Raw genomic sequence first — 25,767 nt, forward strand, 5'->3', positions numbered from 1 at the left:
TAGTGGAGCGACTGGCGTGGGTTAGGGGGGATCTAAAAGTGCTTAAGTCACAGCGAAACACTTTTCAAACATCCTCTTAGTTGTAACCACCAATGACCAATGACCAATACTTCGGCTTCGCTCAGTACAAGTGACTAATGACTAATGACTAATGACTATCGACCGAATGCGATCGGCCACTTCATCCGGCTGTTCCAACATAGCCAGATGTCCGCAATTAGGAATTTCCAGAACATTGTCACCACAATATTGGAACAATCTGTGAAAGCTCGCTAAATGGCGCACATACTTGGGTTCCATAACCTTATCCTCAGCACCAGCCAAAAAATAAACTGGCTGCTTCAGTTGCGATACTAGCTCAGGTAAACGATTGATTTCTTCCTCCGTTGTGGAATCTAACAGAGTTCCTAACGCTGCCTCTGGGTCAGCCACAACGAAATCAATCAGCCTCTGACGTGCCCAATGGCGCTCTAAAGGACGAACTACACTGGCTCTAGTAAACAGCAAATCAATTAAAGGCACTTGGGACAGCCAACGTGGACGGACTTGCAAAAATTTCTGACCCGCCGAGCGAAACTGCTCAAAGGCTTCTTTGAGATAAATACCACCACCAGCGTTGATACAGATAACTCCCTTAACACACTCAGGCATTTGATCTGCTCCCCAAAGAGCGATCGTACCTCCCAAGGAGTGACCAATTAGCCAAGCACTAGTAATATTCAGCTGTTTTAGGAGAATGGCTAAATCCTGAGCATAGGCAGCAGGAGTATAAAGAGAATCGATTGGTGAACCAAGCACACTATTCGAGATGGGCATCAGACTTAGAGACGTTTGTGCCCGACTAAAATCGGTTTTTACTTGAGATTGGGATTCACCAAAACCCCGCAAATCATAAGAAAGGCACTGCAAATCATCTGATAGGCGGGAAATCACAGGTTGCCAATATCCACAGCTATTGAGCCAACCGTGGATAAATACTAAAGCGTGGGGGCAGGAAGTGGGAGCCGTTAGCTCGTATGCGTGTGGAACGCCCAAGATTTCAATAGTTGCCATACTTATATCGTACCCCGAAGGGCGGGTGCGACTAAATACGGAGTGCAAAGAGTTAGAAGTTATTAATTTCTAATTACGAATTACGAATTACGAATTACGAATTATTTAACTCATAACTCCTAACTTTTTTCATTTCCCCAGCAACCTCTGTCGCACCCCTTCGGCAATTTTGTGACCGAGATATTCAGGAATGAGGCTTTCATTCGGCCCCAACAAGTAGAGAATTAGCCGTGTACGCCCACGCCAAACCAATAAATTGGCATTGACTACCAGCAGGTCTTCCTGCCAGATGGCGTACATCACTTTGTAGAATAATCCTGGTTGATTATCGGCTTCAATCACTAGGGCAGGGAGATGAAAGACCGGATCGACATAGAACTCAGTTTGTACCTGCTCTAAGCCAGTATCAAGATTGAATTCTACTGCCAGCATCTCTTCTACCTCAAACCGACCTCCTAAAGCCTCGCGGATGGCGCGACAGACATTTTCTGCGGTTTTCTCGGTCAAGGCTTTACTACCACGAGATACCAACAATTTGATAAAAACTAACATTGGCGGACGGATCTGACCGTATAGACTGAGACCGTGAATAGTCAACCCATAAGCTGCTAGTACACCAAAAATATCGCTGAGGAGAAAAGACTGGTTACGGTAAGCAAAATGCAAAGCACTTTTACTACCTTCCGGTTTCAGTTCAATCACAGCGCGTCTAGTTTTATACAGACGGTAGGCTAGGCGCAAATTTTGCAGTTGAATCTCACTGCTGACGAATTGCTCATAAAACTGGGGAAACGCTCGGTTAAAGCGCTTTAGGAGTTCCAGTGTTGAAGATTTTAAACCAGAAGCCATTGTTAAGGGTAAGACTCGCTTGCTTTCATCACCTGGGGACTAGGGGCTGGGGACTAGGGAAGAATTTTCCCAAATACTCAATCTCTTGTATAAGTAAGTTGGTAGAAATAAACCAAATTATGTTACGAAACGTAAACAGGCTTAAAATCCTTACTAATGACAAAGGACAACCCTTGCCAGTTAGCTTTAATTGCGTCAACCTACTTACAATTCACTCCTAAGCTAACCTGCATTTAAGCTCTATACGAGCAATTGTCAGGATTTGGTTTTCCATATTAAATTTTGCATTTTAAGCAGAGGCTTGTGACCATCATAACTTCGGTGTCCAATTCCTTTAGCAAGTAAGAGGATGAAGTGAACAAGAAGTGATTTTTAATTTTGAATTAGTTTATATCCTGACTTTTGGGGAATTTCTCCTAGCCTTTACAACAAAATGCTAAAGTTGAAAATGATTGGTGTGAAACACGCTCTAAATAGCTGTTACCATTGCAAATCCCGAAAACAACCGAAAAACTTTGAGTGTAAGGGGTAGCAAATGGAAGTAGCTATGTTAAATGTGAATCAACACTCCTGAGAGTGGAAACCAATTTAGTTATACTACCCGAACCACGTTGGCATGGGTTTTTGGAAAACTTGGTTTAGTACTCCTGAATCTGTAGCGGCAACTAGGACAAACCCCTTTGAAGAACGTGTGGATGCTGCGGGCAACTCCAACCCTACCAGCATTAGCGAAGCTTCTTCAAAGGACACTCGTATCGTCTTCAGTACGGAGCGAGATATTGACCTGTATGAGCTAGAAGAACTCTGTGATGCAGTTGGTTGGTCGCGTCGTCCTCTAAGAAAAGTGAAAAAAGCTATTGAGCATAGTTTTCTTGTCGCCTCAATGTGGCAGGTGAGAGGAAACCAAAAGCGGCTCATTGGTTTTGCCCGCGCTACCTCAGATCACGCGTTTAATGCCACTATTTGGGATGTGGTGGTTCACCCAGACTTTCAAAGTCAAGGACTGGGTAAGGCACTGATGAAATACGTTCTCAAAAAACTGAGGAGTGAAGAAATTAGTAATGTCACTCTCTTTGCCGATCCTCATGTTGTAGATTTCTACCGGACTATGGGGTTTATGGCTGATCCAGAAGGCATTAAAGGCATGTTCTGGTATCCTCACTAGCGCTCAATCAAAATAAAACCCGATTTGCACAAGAAAATCAGGTCAAAGAAGAGGAAAGGGGGCAGGGGGCAGGGAGCAGGGGGGAGAACCCCATAAATAAATTTAGGGGCAAGAAAACGGACGCATTATTTCTCGTGCTACGCATCTCGTTCGCGCAGCGTGCCGTAGGCATAATAAATATTTTTCCTTTTGAGCATAAATAAATTTAGGGGCTTGAAACCCGAATGGCAGGGGAATTCCAGAATCTTTCTCCCCTGCTCCCTGCTCCCCTGCCTCTTTGGTCAAATGGTGAAAATCTATTATTTTGATGTAGTTTTGCTTTTTTTCAGCCGACAAGGGCGCAAGTGTATATCTTGTAGAACTAAGTCGGCAAAAAACCTTTATCGGTGTAAAAATCTAATCTATCTTGTTCTTGGCAAAGGAGAAAAAAGATTAGGTATAAGCCGGATTATGTGATATAGTGACTTTAATACTTTTGGTAAAGCGCGATCGCTTTGATGGAAAACTAAAACCTAATTCCCAAAAGTAGATGAGTATAACCGGGATGTAGCGCAGCTTGGTAGCGCGCCTGCTTTGGGAGCAGGATGCCGCAGGTTCAAATCCTGTCATCCCGATTTAAGTAATGTTTTTAATAGTTAAAGTAAATTGACAAGGTTTACTTGATACGATGTGCAATTAAATTGTACATTTTTACGGATAATAGCAATTTGCCTGTTATAGTTTTGGATTAACTGTTGAAGCCTAACAAGCAAATTTCATCCTGAAGCAGTAAAATATTCCTGATACTGAGCTTTGTATCGATTTGAGAAGATATTAAAGCAAGCGCAATGGAACGATTGATTAAGTAATAGCGTCACCCGATATTAGAGAAAGCCGATAGAATGGCATTTATCATATCCAAGGTCGAGAGACTAAGAAACTTTTCACCGTTTGAGAAGACATATAGCAGGCATCTACAGCATTTCGTGGTGAATAGCAAAGCGAAATTGAGAAAAACACAACTTTAGTACTGTCAATTTGTGAAAACGATACTATAGCAACCCTCAATAGCTGGGGAATATTGGATTTTGACCGTTGAAGCTTAACACTCAACCTCAACGCGCATAATGAATTTTTCCCATCTGAAATAGATTGCTATATAACTAAAGCTAGTTGGTGCTGTGCAAATCCAACCATTTGTTTAATTTAATTAGATTATTGATGCGAGGAGCAGTCATGAAATCATTTATTCGCTTGGGCGCAACATTGGGTATAGCTGGCAGTGTGTTTTTAGCGGGACTTTCAGGAATAGGCAATCTACCGGGAATAGCCAATCTAGAGGCGGTAGCGTTGCCACAAGATCAGATAGTGAAAAAGCTCCAAGAAGTACCTGTATTCACCCTCACTAATCCTAAAGGTGAATTCGTAGTTCTTTCGAGGAAAAACGAATCCAAGACAATCTCACAAGTGGGATTTTTTATTAGCAAGCAAGATGCTCAAAAATTCCTTGACAATCGGCTCAAAAAAGAAAATCCCCAATTGGCAAGCACCTTACAGGTAAGACCTTTATCCCTGGCAGACTACTATAAAATAGTCCAAGAAAGCAAAAAGAAATCAGACTCTGTAATTTATACTTTAGTACCGACGCAAGAACAAGTAGCTTCGGCAACAAGTATGCTGAATCAAAATGGTAAAAAAGGGCAGCAATTCAATGGGATTCCCTTATTTGTACCCAAATTTAAGAAAGATAATAGCTATTTGACGATTCCCCTGGCAAAAGGCAACGAGCGATTCATCCCGTTCTTTTTTGAAAAAGAGCAAGCAGTGGCTCTGTTAGACCAATTCAAAAAAGCCGTGCCAAAGGAAGCAGAAAACACTGAAATTCAGGTAGTGGATTTGTACGGTGTTATGGAGGCTCTCAATAGCAGTAGCGATCCTAGTATCAATAAAATTGTTCTGTATCCATCGCGGGAGTCCATCAGTTTTATTCGCTCGCTTGCGCCGAATCAATCACCAGCTGCCAAGCCTGCTGCTGCGCCCGCTCCGAAAAAATAACGGTTATGTACTCCAAGGTTGAGGCATGGGGGAGAAGCATCTGATAGTTTCTGGTTTACAACTTTGGCAGTGGCGAAATGCAGCTCTTGAAGCAGCGATCGCCACTGATGTGCCAACAATGGAGGTAGACTGGTTACTCTTAGAAGTTGCTGGGTTAGACCGCTTGGCACTGCGTTTGGAGTCTTTTAAAAACTGGCCGCAAATTCAGCTGCAATTACCTCTAGAAAAGTTAGACCAGCTATGGCAGAGGCGATTAAACGATCGCTTACCAGTGCAGTATATTGCCGGAGTGACACCTTGGCGTAACTTTCAAATCGCGGTGTCAAGTGCAGTTTTAATTCCCAGACCAGAGACAGAGAGCTTAATTGATTTAGCTTTAGCAGCCGCTAGCGGTGTGTCAGGACATTGGGCAGATTTGGGTACTGGGAGTGGAGCGATCGCTATCGGATTAGCAGATGTCTTGCCAAAAGCAACAATTCATGCAGTTGATTACAGTTTAGAAGCTTTGGCGATCGCCCGAACCAACGCCGATAATTTGGGTTTTGCTGACCGGATTAAATTTTATCAAGGTTCTTGGTGGGAGCCACTGGCATTTCTTAAAGGTCAGTTTAGTGGTATGGTGTCGAATCCTCCTTACATACCCACCAGTACCTTACCTACACTGCAACCGGAAGTTATTTACCATGAACCACATCTAGCTTTGGATGGTGGCAGTGATGGCTTAGATTGCATTCGCCATTTGATAGAAATTTCTCCTAGTTATTTGCGATCGGGTGGCGTGTGGTTAATTGAGATGATGGCTGGACAGGCGGATGCAGTGGGAGAACTTTTGCAAAATCAAGGTAGCTATTGTAAGATTCAAATTCACGCTGATTTAGCTGGAATTGAACGCTTTGCCCTGGCCTATAAAAGTTAGGAAATAGGGCATGGGGAATGGGGCATAGGAAAAATGCTCCATGCTCTATATCTGTAACTATAAAAATGACACAAGTTTCTTTAAAAAATCTAATAGCTGGCGCACGGGCTGGTTTTTTAGTGAGCTTTCCTACTGATACTGTGCCTGCACTTGCGGCGATACCAGAAAAAGCAGCATTAATTTTTGCGGCGAAGCAACGCAGTCAGGATAAACCTTTGATTTTGATGGCTGCTAATGCTGAAGATTTGTGGCTGTATGTTAAAGGTAGTGAGCATGAATATAAAGTTTGGCAAGAACTAGCAGGTAAATATTGGCCAGGAGGGCTGACGTTAGTTTTGCCAGCAAGTGAGCGCTTACCAAAAGTCATGAACCCTATTGATCCAACGACAATTGGTATTCGAGTTCCAAACAATGCGATCGCTCAAACTATTTTGGCGCAAACAGGCCCCCTTGCTACTACTAGCGCTAATTTTTCCGGTCAGCCACCTTTGCAAACGATGGCAGAAATTGAGACTCAGTTTCCCCAGATTTTGACTTTAGCAACGACAGAATGTCAGGGTGAAACAGCAGCAATGGGTATACCTTCCACCGTTGCTAAATGGACAGGGATAAATTGGCAGATTTTACGACAAGGTGCGATAAAGTTAGATATTTCGAGTGATAACCAAATATAGGTAGCTATAATGTTGTCTTCCTGATTTTCACAACAGAAAAATCTGGAACTTTAGTTTGTGCTGTTGTGATCTATTAACAAGTTAATAATTGCCAAATTATGAATTGGAGCAACTGGATATATCTAGGAGCAGGATTAGCACTAGGTATAAATTTTCGTCGGTTATTTGCGCGATGGCTACGCCCGCCGCAGGCATCGCCAAATATTTCATCTAGCTCATCCCCTGTAGCGCCATTAGAGCAAGAGGAGATGCCACCAATATCACAACAGCTACAGCAAACGCAGCTGGCATACTTTATGGCAAGGGAAATGAGCCAGTTTAAAGGTGGTTTTTTGGCACGAACTACCCATGAATTGCGATCGCCTCTCAATGGTTTGATTGGCTTGCATCAATTAATTTTGTCAGATTTATGTGAAGATCCGGCTGAAGAACGAGAATTTATCGGCCAAGCTCACGAACGAACACTGAAGCTGCTCAAGCTGATGGATGAAATTCTTACCGTTGCTAGAACGGAACATGGTACTAATAAATTAGATATTCAGCCCCGACCCTTAGCCCAAGTTTTGGAAGAGGTTCATAAATTAACTTATATGCTGGCGGCTAATCGTAATTTTCCCTTGCAATTGTTACCCGCCGATCCAGAAATTTATGTTTTGGCAGATTATCTCTGGCTCCGCCAAATATTGATCAGTTTAATAGACACTGCCATTACTCAAATGGAGGAAGGCAGCATCTGTATTTCCAGCAATATCTTACCTACAAATAGTTTTGTAAACATTTGGCTGGATGTTCCAACTCATGCTATGGCATCGAGCGAGCCGATTGATTTGCTCAAATCTGATGAGCAGCAGATCCAGATCGATCAAAAGGCTGCTCTTTCCCCAGGAATGAGACTATTAATCAATCAGACTTTAGTGGAAGTTATGGGAGGAAAGTTAGAAATCCTGCCTTCGACCATTGCTAAGGAACCACATCAGGAGATTACCAGATTACAAATCTCTATCCCCCTAGTGATTCCTGAAGCTGAACTTCTGTAGCCGGAACGAAAGCAAGATTAGCTAGATTGTGTAACACCATCGTAGTGGTGGTGTTGGTTTGAAAACCCATCTTTTCGTAGAAGCCCTGCTGGTGAGTAGTCATCAGGTAAACGCGCTCAACCCACCTCATGCGGGGATGACACAAAACGGTTTCTACTAACTTGCTTCCCAACCCACTACTTTGATACTCTGGATGAATGACAACATCCCAAATTGTGGCGCGATATATGCCATCAGATGTTGCTCTAGCAAAGCCAATGAGTCGATCGCGATCCGAGACATAAATGACTGGTTCACTGTTGGCAATGGCTATACCTAAATCTTCAATACTGCGTCCCTTTGCCCAGAAAGCTGAAACATTTAACAGTTCTTGGAGTTGATAAAGGTTAATTTCAGATTTGCGTTCGCTAAATTGAATCTGAGACTCGTTCATTTATGGCATCCACTTTTGGCAGTATCTTTGTATATTTCAGTCTAGGACTTAGCCCTTTCAAGGTGACTCCAAAAATCTCTTTTTTCTCTCTGTGTTCTCTGCGCGGCAGTCGCTCATGGGGGAAACCCCCAAGCCTTGCCTCTACGGTTTAAAAGTAATTTATTTAACCACAGAGTCGCAGAGAACACAGAGGTAAGGAATGAAAAGAGGATTTTTTGAGCCATATTTTGAGCCACCTTGAAAGGGCTAGTCTTAAAGTCATATTTTGCTAAAAATTGCTGTACGCGTATATGTATATGCAACAAGAAAGAAAAATTAATGACAAACCCACTTCCACAGAGGATGACTTGGCCCCTGTTGACGTATCCGATAAACTTGTTTTTCTAAACGTTGTTTTTCCGGCTGTGGTAGTCCAAATAAGATATTCCGACTTTGCCAAACTAAAACAGCAGCAGTCATCCCAATACAAAAGGCTAAACCGAAGGTAGACAGTGGATGGTAAAAGAGTCCATATCGCACCGCTACCCAGGTAAAATATTGTTGCCACAGAGAAATTTCTGCACGTAGACCCCACAAGCTAACAGGCGCAATGGTGAGCCACAAACAGCCGACAAATATCCACCTGCCGTATATTGTCAGCTTGTGTAACCTTTGTACTTGTTGAATAAAGGATGCGTCAGAGTTCTCAAATTCTGGATTAGGGATTAATGGTTCTTCAGGTTGATCCATAGAAGAATAAAATTCCAAAGCACGATCAATTGTGAAATACACACGAGTTTAACTATCCTGAGAACTGGCAGATGTATCAATCGGCTCTACGCTTTCTACCACTTGGGATTCATCCCTTTCTCGCCACCAAGTAAGGAGAGTACTGGCAATGAAAATACTTGAATAAGCTCCCATTGTGAACCCAATAATCAAAGCTAGGGAAAAGTTTCTCAGTGTTTCTCCGCCAAATAGAAAGATTGCAGTTAATGTCAGCAACACGGTTAAGGTCGTGTTAATCGATCTTGTCAGAGTTTGGTTAACTGCATCATCGACAATTTCGGCAATTGGGCGTTCAGGATTGATTTTAATGGTTTCCCGAATGCGATCGTAAATTACCACTGTGTCGTTGACCGAGAAACCTGTAATTGTAAGTAAGGCAACGATAAAAAGGCTATCTACTTCGATGCCCGCTACCAAACCCAAAATTGAAAAAGCCCCGACTGTGATCAAGATATCGTGAAATAGGGCAACGATCGCAAAGACAGCATAATCTAACTGGAAGCGGAAGCTCATATAGATAGTAATACCAATGAAGGAAACTATCAGAGCTAATAGTCCAGACCTCAACAGTTCTTTTCCCAAGGTAGGGCCAACGGAGTCAATTTGATTTTTTTGCGGATCAAAAACCCCAACTTCTTCGCTTAAAGCATTTTGCAACTTGGTGCGCTGATCGACACCCAAATCTTTTGTCCGAATTAGTACACCATTTTCTGCACCATTTTCGGAGATAAGTTGAATGCTGCTATCACCTAGTCCCTGCGCTTTTGCTACCTCCCGGACAGCATTGATATTAATTGGTTTGTCGCAATTGCCGGGTTTGGTGCAATCTCGGACAAACTGTAACCGTGTACCACCGATAAAATCTAAACCGGGGCGTAAGGGGGCGTGAATATTGGGTTGTTGCCAAGAAATCACCATTGAGATCATACCGGCAAGAATAATCGCAGCAGAAATAGTCCACCAAAGCGATCGCGATTTGTTGATACTCAGTTTCATTGAGTCACCTCTGCCTTATTCGATGTTGGCAGGTTTGGACAGAAAAGTTCTGTCTTCCGCAAGGAGGGAATTGAAATCGCCAAAAACAGCAATGTCCGACTACAAGTAATTGCGGTAAACATACTCACAGCCACCCCCAAAGCTAAGGTAAGAGCAAAACCTTTGACTAAACCAGACCCTAGCCAAAACAGGGCAGCACAAGCAATCCATGTAGTGACGTTGCTATCTAAAATACTAGAAAATGCTCGGTAAAAACCAGATTCTACAGAACGATACAGAGATTTACCCGCCCGCAATTCTTCTCGTGTCCGTTCAAAAATTAGGACATTGGCATCAACCGCCATCCCAATACTGAGGATAAAACCAGCTATTCCCGGCAAAGTTAGGGTAACGCCCAATAAAGCGAAGGTTGCCCAAGTTAAAAGGGAATAAATCACTAGTGATACATCCGCAATCAGTCCTGGTAATCGATAGTAAAACACCATGAATATTAATACTAAAGTCAGACCACCAACCCCAGCATAAATACTGCTTTGAATACTATCTTTACCTAACGTTGCTCCCACTGTCCGTCTTTCTGCGATTTCTACTGGTACGGGTAATGCACCACCACGTAGCTGTACACCCAAGTCATTAGCTTCTTGGGCGGTAAACCGTCCTGTAATCACGGCAGAGCCACCAGTAATACCTGCGGCAGCAAATTCTATACCCACAGTAGGAGCGCTGATTAGTTCATTGTCTAGAAAAACACCAATGCTCCGCCCAGTACCAGCAAGATTTTTCGTCAAATTGGCAAATAGTTCACCACCCTTTTGGTCGAAGCGAATGGTAACGTGCCAGTTGTTACCTTGAGTGGGTTCACCAGAAGCATCCTTGAGGTATTTGCCACTTAGTGGTGGATTAGTGCTTTCAAACAATTCTGCGATCGCTTGATTACTTTTTTGTAAATCTTCTTGATTCTTAGCTATTGCTGCTTTGTCAGTACTTTTTCTCAACTCTTCTTGCTTGACTTTCAATTCGGCTCTAGATGTTTGGAAAGCACGTAGTTGGATTTCTGTATTTTGCTTTTGGGTACGAAATTCTAACTGCGCCGTCCCCCCTAACACCCGTTCGGCTTGTTCTGGATCGTTAACCCCTGGCAATTGTACCAAAATTTTATCTGTGCCGACTGTTTGGATCACTGGTTCAGAAACACCCAAACCATTAATCCGACCTTCGACAACTTTCTTCACACCTTCCAATTCTCGTTCGGTGATTTTAGGAATTTCTGCTGATGGTTTTACCTGAATTGTTAGCTGTGAACCTCCCCGCAAGTCTAGTCCCAGGGGTATCGGAATTGTCGCAATCACCGTAAAAGCGGCAATTATCAGCACTAAAATCAAAATTAATAGCGATCGCTGTCTTTGCATACCATAACTCGCAACTGACAAACGCTATGATAGCGTTCTTTTGCAGCATCATGAGTTAGGATTCCCGCTTCACCGATAGGATTTTTACTGGTATAGGTAATGCACCACCGCGTAACTGAATGCCTAAGTCATTGGCTTGTTGTGCAGTAAACCGTCCTGTAATCACAGCAGAGCCTCCAGTAATCCCAGTGGCGGCAAATTCTACACCCACACTAGGAGCGCTGATCAGTTCATTGTCCAGGAAAACACCAATACTACGGCCAGTGCCAGCAAGGTTTTTCGTCAGTTCGGTAAACAGTTCACCACCCTTTTGGTCGAAGCGAATCGCCACATTCCAATTGTTACCTTGACTCGGTTGGCCATAGGCATCCTTGAGGTATTTGCCAGTTAATGGTGGATTGGTGCTTTCAAACAATTTAGCGATCGCTTGATTACTTTTCTGTAAATCTTCTTGATTCTTGACAGTTGCTGCTTTGTCGGTGCTTTTTCTCAACTCTTCTTGCTTGAATTTCAATTCGGCTCTAGATGCTTGAAAAGCAAGCAGTTGAGTTTCTGTATTTGGCTTTTGCCTGCGAAATTCTAACTGCGCTGTAGCCCCCAGCACCCGTTCGGCTTGCTGTGGATCGTTAACTCCTGGTAGCTGTACGAGAATTTTGTCTGCACCTACTGTTTTAATGACTGGTTTTGAGATGCCCAGACCGTTTATACGACCTTCGATTACTTTTTTAACGGCTTCCAATTCCCGTTCGGTGATTTGCGGAATTTCTGGTGTTTTTTGTAACTCAATAATTAGCTGATAACTTCCCCGTGAGTCTTGGCTTTGTTCCAATAGTGCGGGAATGCAAGAACTCAACGTCATTACCACGACTACCTGAGTTGAAATTAGGGCTAATAATGAGCTTTGTTTTTGCATACCATAACCTGCTTCGACTAAAGATTATGATACCGTACTATTACGGAGTTAAAAGTTATAAGTGAGAATTTTTACTCCTCACTCATAACTCCTCACTCCTAACTTTTAAACCCGCAACGCTACCATTTTTTCCACAGCTTCCACTATTTGCTCTGGTTGGATAATTGTCAGTCTTTCCAGATTGCCGTTGTAAGGTGTGGGGATATCTTGGGAAGAAAGCCGCAGTACTGGCGCATCTAATTCATCAAATAAGCGATCGTTTATTGAAGCGATTACTTCTGCCCCGATACCCGCAGTTCGCATGGATTCTTCCACAACAATGACTTTATGGGTTTTACGTACCGATGCGCCAATTGTATCAAAATCTAATGGCTTGAGGGATATTAAATCAATAACTTCTGGATCGTAACCTTGTTTTTCAAGTGTTTTTACCGCTTGCAGCACATGATGCCGCATCCGAGAATAAGTGATAATTGTGACATCCTTTCCTTGACGCACAACTTCGGCTTTATCTAGGGGTAGTAAATATTCTTCTTCTGGTAAATCTTCTTTCAAGTTGTAAAGTAAAACGTGTTCAAAGAACAACACAGGGTTATCATCGCGGATAGCTGATTTTAGTAGTCCTTTGGCGTTTCTTGGTGTGGAGCAGGCAACAATCTTCAACCCTGGCACAGCTTGGAAGTAAGTTTCTAAGCGTTGAGAATGTTCTGCACCTAGCTGCCTTCCTACACCCCCAGGGCCGCGAATTACCATCGGAATTTTGAAGTTACCGCCAGAAGTATAGCGCAACATCCCAGCGTTGTTGGATATTTGGTTGAAGGCGAGCAGTAAAAAGCCCATATTCATCCCTTCGATGATGGGACGTAACCCAGTCATGGCTGCTCCTACTGCCATACCAGTGAAGCTATTTTCGGCGATGGGCGTGTCTAGAATGCGGAGTTCGCCATATTTTTGGTACAGGTCTTTGGTAACTTTGTAGGAACCGCCGTAGTGTCCTACGTCTTCACCGAGAACGAATACGCTGGAATCACGGGCCATTTCTTCATCAATGGCTTCCCGTAAGGCGTTGAAGAATAGTGTTTCTGCCATTTAGACCTTTTAGTACGATTATGGTTTTAGAATTTTATCGTGCTGCTGTCGCAAATACGGTGAGCGATCGCACTTGTTAGAGATTGGTTTTTTTAAACGAACCGCCCCAAGCATAGAGCGAGTAATTGCCATAACTATATCAAAGCTATTTAATTTAGATTTTAGAGGTTTTATGAGCGATCGCCTCGCCCTCTGGCAAATCGGCTGATTTGCTTATGTAATAAAACGTAGAGCAAATGTATAAAGTAAACTTAATACTTCACGCTTGAAAGATAGTAACTTAACTGAATTTACGCCCGATTAAAAAATTTGTGGTAGCAATAATTTAAATATGCCTACTGTAGAACAATTGAAAACGTTGTTTATCTTAAGTTTTTGGGCTACTAAAATGTATTTACCTGTGTTTTTGGTGCGAATCGATGAACGAACAAAAAATCTTGTAATTCTCGCTGGTGAAGAAAATGAAATTATAATTTACCTAGACGGGAAGTGGAGATATGTATGAGTAAGCCAGATTTTATGACAATGCCCCGTGTCCAATTGCGTCAATATATCCTTGACCACAGAGAAGATGATGAAGCCTTTCAAACTTATTTAGATCGATTCACCTCTGAAGACGCTGTAATCTTCCCTGCGCCGCAATCAATAGATGATTTAGAAAACTTCCCAGAGTTACATCAACAGAACTTAGAAAGACTACGAAAGCAAGCTTAAGCCTTCTCCAACAAAACAAACGAAGCTTAAGTTAGACAAGAACTGTTGATAGAATTTAACGGAATTCCAATTTTAACTCCGCAAGATTTTCTAAGTCGTTATTTCTCAAATTCATAATTATAAGTTCATCAAACCAGTAAAATCGCCCCTCAATAATCATGTCATAATTCCTGACGCAAGCGTAGCCTGCACAACTCTTGGAGACGCTGCGCGTAGCAAGATCCCCGAAGTGGTACGGCAAGCTCAGTGACCATCGGAGACATCGCCATCCCTAAAACACCCGCTCAAAAGGTTTTTTCCGATAACGGCGATAAATATCAAAATCACTGTCCAAAGTAGCTATCGCAGCAATATCCAAACGCTCTGAAATGACGATCAAGGATAAATCTGCAAAATCCCCTGGTAAATCTCTGTACTGAGTATTCAACTCAGCAATGCGCGAAAAATCTTGCGGCAATAGTTGCTCACACTCATAGAGTTGTTTAGCAACATCTAGAAAAAACTCGTTTTGTGTACGCCAATCTAAGTTGAGTAACCATACCACTTCTGCAATACAAATGGGCGTAGTCACAAGCCTAGAAGTACAACTCTCAAAGAAGCGACACACCTGTTGGTGATACTGATCTCTGGCGCTGTAGTACGCAAACAAAAACCCGCTATCCGCGAGTATAAGCGGATAGTAGGTCATGGATGGCGCTTGTTGAGATATTGAGCGATCGCTTTTTTACGGTTTGAGCGTTCCGATAAATCCCTTGGTGCATCTTGCAGCAGATGTTCAGGGTGTCCACCCCGCCTCTCAACCAAAGTTTTACCCGCTTGTAAGGTTAGCCAGCGTTCAGCAATCAAGCGTCGGATCAATTCACTCTTTTCCGTTTGCTCGTGAGCCAAGATATCAGCTAGCTGCCGTTCTGTTTCTTCATCCAGCCTGACACTGAGCATAACTTTTATTTGATTTGCAATACACGTATGACAAGTGTAACGCGGATTAGTTAATTTATTTTGAATTTTGCACCAGCCAAACCCAAAATACAAAGAATCTCACGTCCAAACACTAAAACACAACTCTGCGTCTGAAGTGCCTCTGCGTGAGAATTCTTAAATTCTTACTACTCAATCGCACACCTTACTTTAACCATCGCGCCGCATCTTTGGCATGATAGGTCAAAATCAAATCTGCACCAGCCCGTTTAAACCCAGTTAAAGTTTCCATAACCACCCGCTCTTCATCAATCCAACCATTGAGAGCCGCAGCTTTCACCATCGCATACTCACCAGAAACATTGTAAGCCGCAACTGGTAAGTTACTAGCTTCCTTCACCCGCCAGATAATATCCATGTATGCCAAGGCTGGCTTAACCATGAGCATATCAGCCCCTTCAGCTATATCCAATTCAATCTCTTTAATTGCTTCGCGGGAGTTACCTGGGTCCATTTGGTAAGTTCTTCTGTCGCCAAATTGCGGTGTTGAATCTGCTGCATCCCGAAATGGGCCATAATAACCCGAAGCATACTTAGCAGCATAAGACAAGATCGGCGTATCTTGAAATCCGGCTTCATCCAAACCCTGGCGAATTGCTTGCACAAATCCATCCATCATCCCCGAAGGCGCGATGATATCAGCACCGGCTTTCGCTTGCGAAACTGCTGTTTTCTTCAACAATTCCAAAGTTGGGTCATTTAAAACTCGTCCTGTTAAATCACCAACTTGCAGATAACCACAATGACCGTGGCTGGTGTACTCACATAAACAAGTATCTGCAATTACAATCAAATCTGGCACTGCTGCTTTTACCGCCGTTGCTGCTTTTTGGACGATACCGCAATCATGCCAAGCGCCTGTTGCATCTACATCTTTATCAGCCGGAATACCAAATAAAATAATAGAAGGAATTCCTAAGTCGTAAACTTCTTTTGCCTCTTCAACAATTTTATCTACCGAAAGTTGGTAGACTCCGGGCATGGATTTCACCTCATTAGCGATTCCCTCACCTGGTACGGCAAATAATGGGTAGATTAAATCGCTTGTTGTTAAAACAGTTTCACGAACCATCCGGCGCAGTTGAGGATGGGTACGCAGACGACGGGGGCGATGTGTAGGAAACATAAAATTTTATGAAGAAAAACAACGCAGATGGACACAAAATAAAGCGTCACAAAAGCAGGTTAAAATTTTCCTGCCGTCAGACAGACTACAAACAGTGCTTAACTGTCCTTTGCCCTACTCTTAATCAAGTTGTGGGGCAATTTTGTATTCTACAGCTTGGTTGCACCTATCCGACGGACTAGGAAAAAAACAACATAATAAGCAACTCAAAATTTAAGACTGTCTGTTGGGAAAATCGTGGTGAATTGAGGGTGGAAATTTAAACGCAAAGTAGCGCAGAGGTAAACGCAGAGAATTTGATACGAATTAATGAAATGTTGTACTTGGTAGCAAATAACTGACAATTACCAATGCCCAATTTCCCATGCCCTGTTTGGCCAATGATCATCTGTGCTAAAAAACTCGGAAAATGTAGGGATAACGGAAGGGTATATCAGGATTGTTGAAAACTCCGATGAGCGCCCAAATTGTTAATCCCCAGTGTAATAGATATCCCAGACCGGCTAGTGGGCCCAGCAATAATAGAGGAAACAATAACCAACCGAATATAAAAAACAGCGCTCCCAGAATTGCACCATAAAACCAGACATTAAAGTGGAAATTGATGGATTCTTTGGCGTTTTCTTTAACAACAGGATCGTCAGATACGAGCAGTATGGCGATAGGTACACCTACAGATACTAATGTTGTGCTGAAAAAAATGGCTCCATGCGACAAGGCTGATAGAAGCTTTCGCTTGTCTGTGTCGTACATTGCTTTCTCCTCTTTAGTTAGATTGTTGGTTACATTACGACCCTATCACGAGCATCGTTGTCTTAAGATTAAAAGACTTACTAGAGTCAGAAAAAAATTAAGCTAGCTAACAAACAAATACAATTATGTCTACTGAACTTCAGTCTGAACTTATTCAAGCAGTTGAACTTCGCCGCAATTTTGCGATTATATCTCACCCCGATGCGGGTAAAACGACACTAACTGAAAAGCTACTCCTGTACGGAGGTGCAATTCACGAAGCTGGAGCGGTTAAGGCGCGACGGGCACAGCGTAAAGCTACCTCTGACTGGATGGCGATGGAGCAACAACGGGGTATTTCTATTACTTCCACGGTCTTGCAATTTGAATACCGGAACTGTCAGATAAATTTATTAGACACTCCTGGACACCAAGATTTCAGTGAAGATACTTATCGCACTCTCGCCGCCGCCGATAATGCAGTGATGTTAATTGATGCGGCAAAAGGTTTGGAACCCCAAACTCGCAAATTGTTTGAAGTGTGTAAGTTGCGCGGTATCCCGATTTTTACATTTATCAACAAGCTCGATCGCCCAGGCAGAGAACCTCTAGAATTATTGGATGAAATTGAGCAAGAATTAGGATTGCAAACCTATGCGGTAAATTGGCCGATTGGGATGGGCGATCGCTTTAAAGGTGTTTTTGACCGACACATGCAACAAATTCACCTCTTTGAACGCAGCGCCCACGGCAGCCGAGAAGCCCGTGATACGATAGTCGAATTAGGCGATCCGAGAATAGAAGAGCAGCTAGAACAAAGCCTGTACTACCAACTGAAAAATGATTTAGAACTGTTAGAAGGAGTTGGGCCAGAGCTAGATTTGCAGCTGGTACACGAAGGCAAAATGACACCTGTGTTCTTTGGTAGCGCCATGACCAACTTCGGGGTAGAGTTATTCCTCAAGTATTTCCTCGACTATGCCCTCAAACCCGGTTCTCATTACAGCAGTGTTGGCGAAGTTGCCCCTACATACCCGGAATTTTCGGGGTTTGTCTTTAAATTGCAAGCGAATATGGACCCGAAACACCGCGATCGCGTTGCATTTATCCGGGTCTGTACTGGTAAGTTTGAAAAAGATATGATGGTGAATCACGCCCGCATTGGTAAACTTATCCGTCTATCTCGCCCGCAAAAACTTTTTGCTCAAGAGCGAGAATCGATTGATGTGGCTTATCCTGGCGATGTGATCGGTTTGAACAATCCTGGTGTTTTTGCGATCGGGGATACAATTTACACGGGACAAAAGCTCGAATATGAGGGGATTCCGTATTTTTCGCCGGAACTGTTTGCATCTCTGAGGAATCCCAACCCCTCGAAGTCTAAACAATTCCAAAAAGGCGTTGCGGAATTGCGAGAAGAAGGTGCTGTACAAATTATGTATTCAACTGATGAAGCCAAGCGCGATCCAATTTTGGCGGCGGTGGGTCAGTTGCAATTCGAGGTGGTACAGTTTCGCTTACAAAACGAGTATGGTGTAGAAACCATATTAGATTTATTACCCTACAGTGTCGCCCGTTGGGTTGAGGGTGGTTGGGAAGCATTAGAAAAGGTGGGACGAATATTCAATACCACTACAGTTAAAGACAGCATGGGACGACCAGTGTTGCTATTCCGCAATGAATGGAATTGTCAACAGTTACTGGGCGACCATCCAGAGTTAAAATTAAGCGCGATCGCTCCAGTATTTTCTAGTCAACAATCAGTGGAGGAATGAAGAAGAATACAGAATCCAGAATCCAGAATTCAGAATTAGTCCTACAGGAGATCCAACTGAATTCTGACTCCTGACTCCTGACTTCTGAATTCAATCTTTATCCTTCACTTGACAAGCAAAACTCGGGCGCGGTTGAGTTCCACGGCATCCGAGGTTCGCGCTTTTGCACAAACGTGGATCACCTAGAAGAGATTGGAGTGCCAGAATTTGTATGCCTTCACATGCCAAACCGTCTTTGGAGGCTGGTTTAGTTGCCCTCAAGCAGGGAAATTACCAAACAGCGATCGCCCAACTAGAACCTATTGCTAACAGCCAAAACAATGGGACTGCTAGCTTACAAGCTCAGGTTGGTTTAGTGATGGCTTATGCTCGCACTGGCGAAGTTCCCAAAGCGATCGCTATTTCCCAGAATCTCATTGAGAGTAACAATCCGCAAGTTCAAGAGTGGGCAACACGCGCTCTCGAACACCTGACAAAACGGAAAAAACGCGATCGAGAATCAAAAAATGTCGAAACTGGATTTGTTGCTTTTGATAACTCAACTCCAGATCCTCCTCCAGATTCTCCCCCAGTTCCCCCCCCGGTAAATCCTACATTAGAGGAAAAGCCAGAAGAACAAGTAATAGAAACCAAGAGCAACGACACCCCGGCGATGGTGCCACTACCTAAACTCAAAGCTACGGTAGCTACACCATTACCACCGCCGACTGCACCTCTAAACGGTTTCATGGGTTCTGTTACCCGCACCCAAGCTAAATTATTCGGTGTTATTTATTGGCGACAAGCACAACGCGCCAAAGCATGGCAACCCCTACATAAACCAAAATTAATTCCCTTGCGGCTGCTGACAGCAGGAACATTCATTGCCCTGTTTTGGGTGATGCGAGAAATCCTCAAGTTAGCAATGGGATTCATCAACTTGACTTTAGTCAAACTACCTTATCTGGAGCCGTTGCAGCTTTTATACCGCGACCCTACTAAATTGTTGCTCATAGTATTGGTGATTTTGATCGGAGTATCACCTTGGTTGCTGGATCTGCTACTGGCAAACTTATATGGTCAGCGAGAATTTCCCAAAGATGTATTAAATACTCATAGCCGCGAAGCTGTGCGGGTACTACAACGCTGTTGCCAACAGCGCCACTGGCCCTTACCCAAACTGCGGATTTTACCAATGGCTGCACCAATTATCCTGACCTACGGTAGTTTACCACGTAATGCCAGGATTGTTGTGAGTCAAGGGCTATTAGAGCAACTGGCAGATGATGAAATCGCTATTATTTACGCCACGCAGCTAGGGCATATTGCTCACTGGGATTTTGCTGTCATGTCTTTGTTGCTGCTGGTGACACTACCAATCCATAAGCTATATCAGCAACTGTCGGAGTTGGGAGACAAGATATCAGCGAAAATTTGGCGCTGGCCGGTGACAATTACGGCTAGTCTAGTTTATGGAGTTTGGGCTTTACTGACTGGGACTGGATTGTGGTTGTCGCGGTTGCGGCTTTATTATAGTGATCGCGTCGCATCTGAAATCACCGGTAATCCCAACGCCCTGATTCGCGCTTTACTCAAAATTTCCATTGGCATTGCAGCTGATATCCAAAACCAAGAACAGACCAGTTGGCAACTGGAAAGCTTAAATCTCCTGACACCAGTTAGCCATCAACAGAGCCTTTCTTTGGGCACTATTGCCAGCAATTTATCTTTTGAATCATTTTTGAAGTGGGATACTGCCAATCCCTACCGCCAATGGTTTACGATTAATAATAGTCATCCCTTGATGGGCGATCGCATCGAACGCCTGTGCAAAATAGCTCGTCACTGGCATCTAGACACCGAATTACATTTTGCAAGCGAACCATCACAGGTTGAGCGTCAGTCTTTCTTATTACAAATCGCTCCTTGGTTGGGAATCCCTTTAGGAGTTCTGTTTGCAGCTTTGGTCTGGCTAACCTGGCAACTAGCATTCGTACTCAAGTTTTTAAATCTAAAGTGGATATATGAAGATTGGTCTTTCATTACAGGCTGCCTTCTAATTGGCTTTAGCATCGGTACAGTCATGCGGATTAATTCTTTTTTCCCCGACATCAAATCTGCCACTGTGCAAACTGAAGACTACCTACCCAACCTATTAGCTGACCCTTCTGCCTTACCTATTGATAGCGTCAGCGTGCGTCTGGCGGGCAAACTATTAGGTCGTCAAGGCACTAGCAACTCCCTAGCGCAAGATTTAATCCTCCAATCCAGCGCAGGTTTAGTGAAATTACACCACATTTCTTGGCTAGGACAGTCAGTGAATCACCAGGATCTCATCGGTCGGCAAATTATCGTCACAGGTTGGTTCCGGCGAGGAGCAACACCTTGGATCGATGTCCAAACCCTGGAAACTCAAAGTGGTAAAACCATTCATAGCCCTCATCCCATCTGGTCTACTTTTTTGGCAGTTGCAGCACAGGCTTGGGGCGCATACGTTTTTCTTACTGGTTAGTCATTGGTCATTAGTCATTGGTCATTTGTACTGAGCGTAGTCGAAGTATTGGTTATTTGCAAAGCACAAAGGACAACTGACAAATGACAAACCAAAATGTAAACAAATGTTGCAGGTTTTATTTTAAAGTGTTACATTTATTTACACAAACAATAGCAACCAACATAACTAGGCACTACAGCTTAGTTATGAATTCGGATGCTGTTCCCCCCCTCCATACTTTTTATCCTCCCAACACAGCAGGAAATCAACCAGCCACCGGCTGGTTTTTGTTTCAAATTATGCCCCCTTGAATAAAAAAATGTGTTTTATGTTACGATGCAGTAATACTAACGTTAGAAATGTATGCGCTAAACTAGCTACGTAGAAAATACCGTGGTACTGTAAGGAATGGTATTTGATTCTGCGAAGAAGGCATGGAAGAAAGCGTGTACTTTAGCAGGCAATAGGCTTATTAAATTTACAATTCTTAGAATTAAGGTGTTATTAGCTCACCATTGTGTGGGCCTTTGGATTAAACAAGCTTGATCCCGACGAAAAACTGTATTGTATAGGTTGACAGTTTCGAGCAAAAAATTGGTTGATGGCAGTCTTGGTCAATAGCATCTATTTAAATTAAAAGCCAAAGCCAAGTGATTGTTTTCTCGCCTTGCCATGTTCATTTAACTCTGGAGGTATAGTTCATGTCTGTTCGCCTATATATAGGTAATTTGCCTAAAGAAGAAATCGATCGTCAAGATTTGCAAGCAGTTTTTGCAGCAGAAGGTGAAGCTGTAACTACTAAATTAATTAAAGACCGCAAAACTGGCAAATGCCGTGGTTTCGGTTTTCTTACCGTCAACAATGACGAACAAGCTGATGAAATCATTGAAAAGTATAATGGTCAGATGTTTAAAGACACTGCCATTAAGCTAGAAAAGGCATTACCTCGGACAAAGGGTGAAGAGGGCGACGAACAAGCTGCTCCTAAACCAGTTACTCTGGCTGGTAGTAGCACGCCCACTCCTAGCGTTAATAGAGAAGGTAGCCGTCGGGAGAAAAGCTCTAAAAAGCCCCGTCGTGGCGGTGGTGGTGGCGGTTCCCGCGAAAACAGCACAACAACAACTACCGATTCAGACGCTATTCGTCCAGATCCTCGTTGGGCTTCGGAATTAGAAAAGCTGAAGCAGATGCTAGCTGCACAAACTACGAACTAATCCTTAAGGGAGAGAAATTAAAAATTAAAAGTCAGAATTTTTTGATTTTTAATTTTTAATTGTTGATTATCACCTGGCTGCTTAGTTAAAAGCTACTTGCAGCTATTTTTGTAAGTGCATATTGAGACAAAGTAACTTGTATCGAGTTGCTGTTAAAGTCTGCTTATAAAAAATTAAGTTTTTGCGATTAGACGGATTAAAAACGCAACTGAACCTCGTCTACCTTGAGAACCGTAGTTTTGTAGGTTGGGTGCAGCGATAGCGTAACCCAACATAAAATTTGGTGATAATGTTGGGTTGCGTTTCACTCCACCCAACCTACATAAATATATCTTTTAAAAAACTCTAGGTTTCAACATAGATGAGGTTTAAAGATGAGTGCGATCGCAGGAATTATCTGGATTTGACAAGTTATAGTTAATAGTGGCTAGCTTCATCCTGCCAAGAGAACCAGAGGCGCGTAGGCACAGCCCGCCGTAGGCATCGCTCTCCAGATAATTTACACTCAAGGTAAGACCGATCATTTGCAGCTTCTGTTATGTCCTCAACTCTAGATTCTTTGCCACCTGCGCTTGCTAAAATTGTCCAGCGCTTTCAACGCGCTTCCGAACCGAAGCGGCGCTACGAACAGCTAATCTGGTATGCTCAGAAGCTCAATGAGTTCCCAGAAGCTGAGAAATTACCCGAAAATAAGGTTCCTGGCTGCGTGTCTCAAGTTTATATCACAGCAGCCTTGGATGATGGAAAGGTTGTATTTCAGGGCGAGTCTGATTCCCAGTTAACCAAAGGTTTAGTAGGGCTTCTAGTTGAAGGATTGCAGGGACTAACACCAACTGAGATTGTCCAACTTACCCCAGATTTTATTCAAGAAACGGGCTTAAACGTTAGTCTGACACCTTCCCGCGCTAATGGATTTTACAACATTTTCAAAACCATGCAAAAAAAAGCATTGGAATGTAAGTTAGATTTGCCTAGCTAAACTTGGTTATTGGTCATTAGTCATTAGTCATTAGTCATTAGTCATTTGCAAAGGACAAAGGACAACTGACAAATAACGTACAACTACCAAAATTTAGTGTCATGTCAACAAATTTATTATCTACCTCTGCTGCTACTGCTTTTGGTGGAATAGTTCAAGAATATCTCTGGAACTGGGAAAATCAGCAATTGCGTGTTGTTTATGAAACCCTCGGTAAAGGTTCACCGCTATTGCTACTACCATCTTTCAGTAGTGTCTCGACACGTTCCGAAGTAGGCGAACTTGCTAAATTACTAGCTCCTAATTTTCAAGTTGTAGCCTTAGACTGGCCTGGATTTGGTGAATCTTCTCGCCCTAGTTTAAATTACCGACCGGAAATATATCAGCACTTTCTGGAAGATTTTGTCAAAGCTGTTTTTAATACTCCCATTACTGTAGTTGCGGCTGGTCACACTGCTAGTTACGTTTTAAAATTAGCCCTTAAGCAGGCTGCTTTCTCAAAAATTGTATTGTTAGCTCCTACTTGGCGTGGGCCTTTGCCGACAATGGGGGCAAGTCAGCAAATAGCTGGTATGGTGAGAGGATTAGTGCGATCGCCTATACTTGGTCAAGCTCTCTACAAACTCAACACTACCCAATCTTTCTTAAGTTTTATGTACCGCCGTCACGTCTTTAGTGACGCGGCTAAAATTACACCCAGTTTCATTGAGAAGAAATGGCAAACAACTCAACAACCAGGAGCGCGATTTGCATCTGCTGCCTTTGTAACTGGTAATCTTGATGCTGTACACGCACAATCTGATTTTCTGGAACTTGTGCAGTCTTTAACCGTACCGCTCATGGTAGTAATTGGGGAATCGAGTCCCCCAAAATCACGAGAAGAAATGAACGCTTTGGTAGCCTTATCAGGAGTGATAAGTGTTGTTATTCCTGGTTCTCTGGGACTGCATGAAGAATACCCAGCAGTTGTTTTAGAAGCAATTCAAGATTTTTTGTTATCCCCAGAAAATTAAATCTTCACACCAAGAGGTAAAGATTGTAAAAATATTGGTCAATAAATTCTTTTAAACCGCAGAGGCGCAGAGAAACCAGTGCGTTGGGGAGCCACTTGCTCATGGGGGAAACCCCCATGAGCAAGTGGTGTCGGGTTCCCCGACTTGAAGCAACTGGCGCGACACAGAGAGAGAAGCAAATGCAGTTCTCGCACTTTTTTCTATCTGCGCTCTCTGCGGTTCGTTAAAAAGTAGATGCCTAAAAATAAAATGTTTCTTGATTAAATTATGTGATGATGCTGAAATCAAAAATAACAGTAAGTTCGCACAAAAATATAAAAAGATTTATCATGGGCGATAATGATTATCTATAAGGTGAGATAAGGGGAATTTAGAGTATGGTGGCTGACGTAATCAACAATTCAGTTCCCGTTACTGTTCTTACAGGCTACTTGGGAGCAGGTAAAACGACTCTACTCAATCACATCCTCACCTACGAACACGGCAAAAAAGTTGCTGTGATTGTCAATGAATTTGGGGAAGTGGGTATTGATAATCAATTGATTATCGATGCCGATGAAGAAATATTTGAAATGAATAATGGCTGTATTTGTTGTACAGTGCGCGGCGATTTAATTCGCATCATTGGCAATTTGATGAAGCGGCGGGATAAATTTGACCATTTAGTAATTGAAACAACTGGATTAGCCGATCCAGCACCAGTAATTCAGACATTTTTTGTGGATGAAGATTTACAAAGTCAATTGTCTCTAGATGCAGTGGTGACAGTCGTAGATGCCAAGCATATTTGGCAGCACTGGGATGCAGACGAAGCCCAAGAACAGATTGCTTTTGCCGATGTAATTTTACTTAATAAAACAGATTTGGTAGCGCCGGAAGAGTTGGATGAATTAGAAAAACGGATTCGGGCGATGAATGCGATCGCAAAAATCTACCGTACCCAAAATTCTGAACTAGGGATGGATGCTTTATTAGGTGTCAAAGCCTTTGATTTAGATCGTGCATTAGAAATTGATCCAGATTTCTTAGGCGAAGATGCCCACGTTCATGATGAAACTGTGTTTTCTGTGGCTTTAGTAGAAGCAGGCGCAGTCGATGGAGAAAAATTAAACGCTTGGATTTCGGAGTTACTGCGTACCCAAGGCCCAGATATATTTCGGATGAAAGGCATTTTAAATATTGCTGGAGAAGATAATCGATTTGTATTCCAGGGAGTACACATGATATTTGATGGCAAACCCGATCGCCCCTGGAAAGCAAGCGAAACCCCCAAAAACGAACTAGTTTTTATTGGCCGCAATCTTGATGCAGCCCAACTCAAGCAAGATTTTCTTGCGTGTCTAGCTTAAAAGGGTATTGCAGACTGGGGATTTCCGAAAAAATAAAATATTCGTAGGTTGGGGAGCCACTGCGTTGTCCGGGTTTCC

26 protein-coding genes, 1 tRNA gene and 1 pseudogene are annotated in these 25,767 nt (G+C 43.0%); 14 read left to right on the forward strand and 14 right to left on the reverse strand.

Going from position 1 to position 25,767, the window contains the following annotated elements; all coding sequences use genetic code 11:
- Nucleotides 1-141: 141 nt before the first annotated feature.
- Together HWQ36_RS23295 and HWQ36_RS23300 are read right to left on the reverse strand one after the other, a co-directional pair.
- The gene (locus tag HWQ36_RS23295; protein ID WP_292706887.1) at nt 142-1,053 is read right to left on the reverse strand and encodes an alpha/beta hydrolase; all 912 of its coding nucleotides are present in this window, start codon (nt 1,051-1,053) and stop codon (nt 142-144) included.
- A gap of 129 nt (nt 1,054-1,182) precedes the next feature.
- On the reverse strand, nt 1,183-1,902 hold the full coding sequence (locus tag HWQ36_RS23300; RefSeq protein ID WP_012410214.1) for a hypothetical protein: 720 nt from the start codon (nt 1,900-1,902) through the stop codon (nt 1,183-1,185).
- A 616-nt stretch (nt 1,903-2,518) separates the two neighbouring features.
- On the opposite strand from HWQ36_RS23300, the gene HWQ36_RS23305 reads away from it, so the two are divergent.
- The 6 genes from HWQ36_RS23305 to HWQ36_RS23330 all read left to right on the forward strand — a co-directional run bounded on the left by HWQ36_RS23305 (nt 2,519) and on the right by HWQ36_RS23330 (nt 7,728).
- Nucleotides 2,519-3,067, forward strand: coding sequence for a GNAT family N-acetyltransferase (locus HWQ36_RS23305; RefSeq protein ID WP_292706891.1), 549 nt, complete (start codon nt 2,519-2,521; stop codon nt 3,065-3,067).
- Between the two features lie 540 nt (nt 3,068-3,607).
- Nucleotides 3,608-3,681 (forward strand) — tRNA-Pro (locus HWQ36_RS23310).
- Between the two features lie 601 nt (nt 3,682-4,282).
- On the forward strand, nt 4,283-5,101 hold the full coding sequence (locus HWQ36_RS23315) for a Tic22 family protein (RefSeq protein ID WP_292706893.1): 819 nt from the start codon (nt 4,283-4,285) through the stop codon (nt 5,099-5,101).
- A gap of 25 nt (nt 5,102-5,126) precedes the next feature.
- On the forward strand, nt 5,127-6,017 hold the full coding sequence (gene prmC / locus HWQ36_RS23320; protein ID WP_292706895.1) for a peptide chain release factor N(5)-glutamine methyltransferase: 891 nt from the start codon (nt 5,127-5,129) through the stop codon (nt 6,015-6,017).
- A 65-nt stretch (nt 6,018-6,082) separates the two neighbouring features.
- Nucleotides 6,083-6,691 (forward strand): L-threonylcarbamoyladenylate synthase, encoded by a 609-nt coding sequence (locus HWQ36_RS23325; RefSeq protein ID WP_292706897.1) that lies wholly within the window; start codon nt 6,083-6,085, stop codon nt 6,689-6,691.
- Between the two features lie 98 nt (nt 6,692-6,789).
- Nucleotides 6,790-7,728 carry a HAMP domain-containing sensor histidine kinase gene (locus tag HWQ36_RS23330; RefSeq protein ID WP_292706899.1) on the forward strand — a complete coding sequence of 313 codons (939 nt, stop codon included), beginning with the start codon at nt 6,790-6,792 and terminating at the stop codon, nt 7,726-7,728.
- Here HWQ36_RS23330 and HWQ36_RS23335 read toward each other — a convergent pair.
- From HWQ36_RS23335 to HWQ36_RS23360, 6 genes and pseudogenes are all read right to left on the reverse strand, one after another.
- Nucleotides 7,691-8,161, reverse strand: a complete 471-nt coding sequence (locus tag HWQ36_RS23335) for a GNAT family N-acetyltransferase (protein WP_292706901.1) — start codon at nt 8,159-8,161, stop codon at nt 7,691-7,693. The two genes, HWQ36_RS23330 and HWQ36_RS23335, sit on opposite strands and share 38 nt — an antisense overlap.
- A 315-nt stretch (nt 8,162-8,476) precedes the next feature.
- On the reverse strand, nt 8,477-8,890 hold the full coding sequence (locus HWQ36_RS23340; protein WP_292706903.1) for a hypothetical protein: 414 nt from the start codon (nt 8,888-8,890) through the stop codon (nt 8,477-8,479).
- A gap of 48 nt (nt 8,891-8,938) precedes the next feature.
- A complete protein-coding gene (gene secF, locus HWQ36_RS23345; RefSeq protein WP_292706905.1) occupies nt 8,939-9,925 on the reverse strand; it encodes a protein translocase subunit SecF in 987 nt (328 codons plus the stop codon).
- Nucleotides 9,922-11,334, reverse strand: a complete 1,413-nt coding sequence (gene secD, locus HWQ36_RS23350; RefSeq protein WP_292706938.1) for a protein translocase subunit SecD — start codon at nt 11,332-11,334, stop codon at nt 9,922-9,924. The genes secF and secD overlap by 4 nt, the downstream gene beginning before the upstream one ends.
- Nucleotides 11,335-11,413: 79 nt before the next feature.
- Nucleotides 11,414-12,247 (reverse strand): annotated as a pseudogene (locus HWQ36_RS23355) (protein translocase subunit SecD); the annotation flags it as partial.
- Between the two features lie 105 nt (nt 12,248-12,352).
- Nucleotides 12,353-13,336, reverse strand: coding sequence for an alpha-ketoacid dehydrogenase subunit beta (locus HWQ36_RS23360; RefSeq protein WP_012410204.1), 984 nt, complete (start codon nt 13,334-13,336; stop codon nt 12,353-12,355).
- 331 nt (nt 13,337-13,667) lie between these two features.
- On the opposite strand from HWQ36_RS23360, the gene HWQ36_RS23365 reads away from it, so the two are divergent.
- Nucleotides 13,668-13,841 (forward strand): hypothetical protein, encoded by a 174-nt coding sequence (locus HWQ36_RS23365; protein WP_292706907.1) that lies wholly within the window; start codon nt 13,668-13,670, stop codon nt 13,839-13,841.
- Nucleotides 13,838-14,050, forward strand: a complete 213-nt coding sequence (locus HWQ36_RS23370) for a hypothetical protein (RefSeq protein ID WP_292706909.1) — start codon at nt 13,838-13,840, stop codon at nt 14,048-14,050. The genes HWQ36_RS23365 and HWQ36_RS23370 overlap by 4 nt, the downstream gene beginning before the upstream one ends.
- 271 nt (nt 14,051-14,321) lie before the next feature.
- Here the strand turns inward: HWQ36_RS23370 and HWQ36_RS23375 are convergent, their stop codons facing one another.
- From HWQ36_RS23375 to HWQ36_RS23390, 4 genes are all read right to left on the reverse strand, one after another.
- Nucleotides 14,322-14,738, reverse strand: a complete 417-nt coding sequence (locus tag HWQ36_RS23375; RefSeq protein WP_292706910.1) for a PIN domain-containing protein — start codon at nt 14,736-14,738, stop codon at nt 14,322-14,324.
- The gene (locus tag HWQ36_RS23380; protein WP_292706912.1) at nt 14,735-14,989 is read right to left on the reverse strand and encodes a hypothetical protein; all 255 of its coding nucleotides are present in this window, start codon (nt 14,987-14,989) and stop codon (nt 14,735-14,737) included. The genes HWQ36_RS23375 and HWQ36_RS23380 overlap by 4 nt, the downstream gene beginning before the upstream one ends.
- Nucleotides 14,990-15,173: 184 nt before the next feature.
- Nucleotides 15,174-16,154 carry a porphobilinogen synthase gene (hemB, locus tag HWQ36_RS23385; RefSeq protein WP_292706913.1) on the reverse strand — a complete coding sequence of 327 codons (981 nt, stop codon included), beginning with the start codon at nt 16,152-16,154 and terminating at the stop codon, nt 15,174-15,176.
- A 393-nt stretch (nt 16,155-16,547) separates the two neighbouring features.
- Complete coding sequence (locus HWQ36_RS23390; RefSeq protein ID WP_292706915.1) at nt 16,548-16,907, reverse strand: DUF4870 domain-containing protein; 360 nt, start codon at nt 16,905-16,907, stop codon at nt 16,548-16,550.
- A gap of 125 nt (nt 16,908-17,032) precedes the next feature.
- On the opposite strand from HWQ36_RS23390, the gene prfC reads away from it, so the two are divergent.
- The 3 genes from prfC to HWQ36_RS23405 all read left to right on the forward strand — a co-directional run bounded on the left by prfC (nt 17,033) and on the right by HWQ36_RS23405 (nt 22,348).
- Nucleotides 17,033-18,661 carry a peptide chain release factor 3 gene (prfC, locus tag HWQ36_RS23395; RefSeq protein WP_292706916.1) on the forward strand — a complete coding sequence of 543 codons (1,629 nt, stop codon included), beginning with the start codon at nt 17,033-17,035 and terminating at the stop codon, nt 18,659-18,661.
- 211 nt (nt 18,662-18,872) lie between these two features.
- The gene (locus tag HWQ36_RS23400; protein WP_292706918.1) at nt 18,873-21,152 is read left to right on the forward strand and encodes a M48 family metalloprotease; all 2,280 of its coding nucleotides are present in this window, start codon (nt 18,873-18,875) and stop codon (nt 21,150-21,152) included.
- A 683-nt stretch (nt 21,153-21,835) separates the two neighbouring features.
- Nucleotides 21,836-22,348 carry an RNA-binding protein gene (locus HWQ36_RS23405; protein ID WP_292706920.1) on the forward strand — a complete coding sequence of 171 codons (513 nt, stop codon included), beginning with the start codon at nt 21,836-21,838 and terminating at the stop codon, nt 22,346-22,348.
- Between the two features lie 173 nt (nt 22,349-22,521).
- On the opposite strand, the gene HWQ36_RS23410 is transcribed toward HWQ36_RS23405, so the two are convergent.
- The gene (locus HWQ36_RS23410) at nt 22,522-22,656 is read right to left on the reverse strand and encodes a hypothetical protein (protein ID WP_292706922.1); all 135 of its coding nucleotides are present in this window, start codon (nt 22,654-22,656) and stop codon (nt 22,522-22,524) included.
- Nucleotides 22,657-22,716: 60 nt separating this feature from the next.
- Nucleotides 22,717-22,872, reverse strand: a complete 156-nt coding sequence (locus HWQ36_RS23415; RefSeq protein ID WP_292706923.1) for a hypothetical protein — start codon at nt 22,870-22,872, stop codon at nt 22,717-22,719.
- Nucleotides 22,873-22,886: 14 nt separating this feature from the next.
- On the opposite strand from HWQ36_RS23415, the gene HWQ36_RS23420 reads away from it, so the two are divergent.
- The 3 genes from HWQ36_RS23420 to HWQ36_RS23430 all read left to right on the forward strand — a co-directional run bounded on the left by HWQ36_RS23420 (nt 22,887) and on the right by HWQ36_RS23430 (nt 25,689).
- Nucleotides 22,887-23,327, forward strand: coding sequence for a SufE family protein (locus tag HWQ36_RS23420; RefSeq protein WP_292706925.1), 441 nt, complete (start codon nt 22,887-22,889; stop codon nt 23,325-23,327).
- A gap of 101 nt (nt 23,328-23,428) precedes the next feature.
- A complete protein-coding gene (locus HWQ36_RS23425) occupies nt 23,429-24,340 on the forward strand; it encodes an alpha/beta hydrolase (protein ID WP_292706927.1) in 912 nt (303 codons plus the stop codon).
- Between the two features lie 377 nt (nt 24,341-24,717).
- Nucleotides 24,718-25,689: a GTP-binding protein gene (locus tag HWQ36_RS23430; protein WP_292706929.1), complete on the forward strand. Its 972-nt coding sequence runs from the start codon at nt 24,718-24,720 to the stop codon at nt 25,687-25,689.
- Nucleotides 25,690-25,767 lie beyond the last annotated feature (78 nt).

The organism is Nostoc sp. NMS2 (assembly GCF_017115105.1).
Classification (GTDB): domain Bacteria; phylum Cyanobacteriota; class Cyanobacteriia; order Cyanobacteriales; family Nostocaceae; genus Nostoc.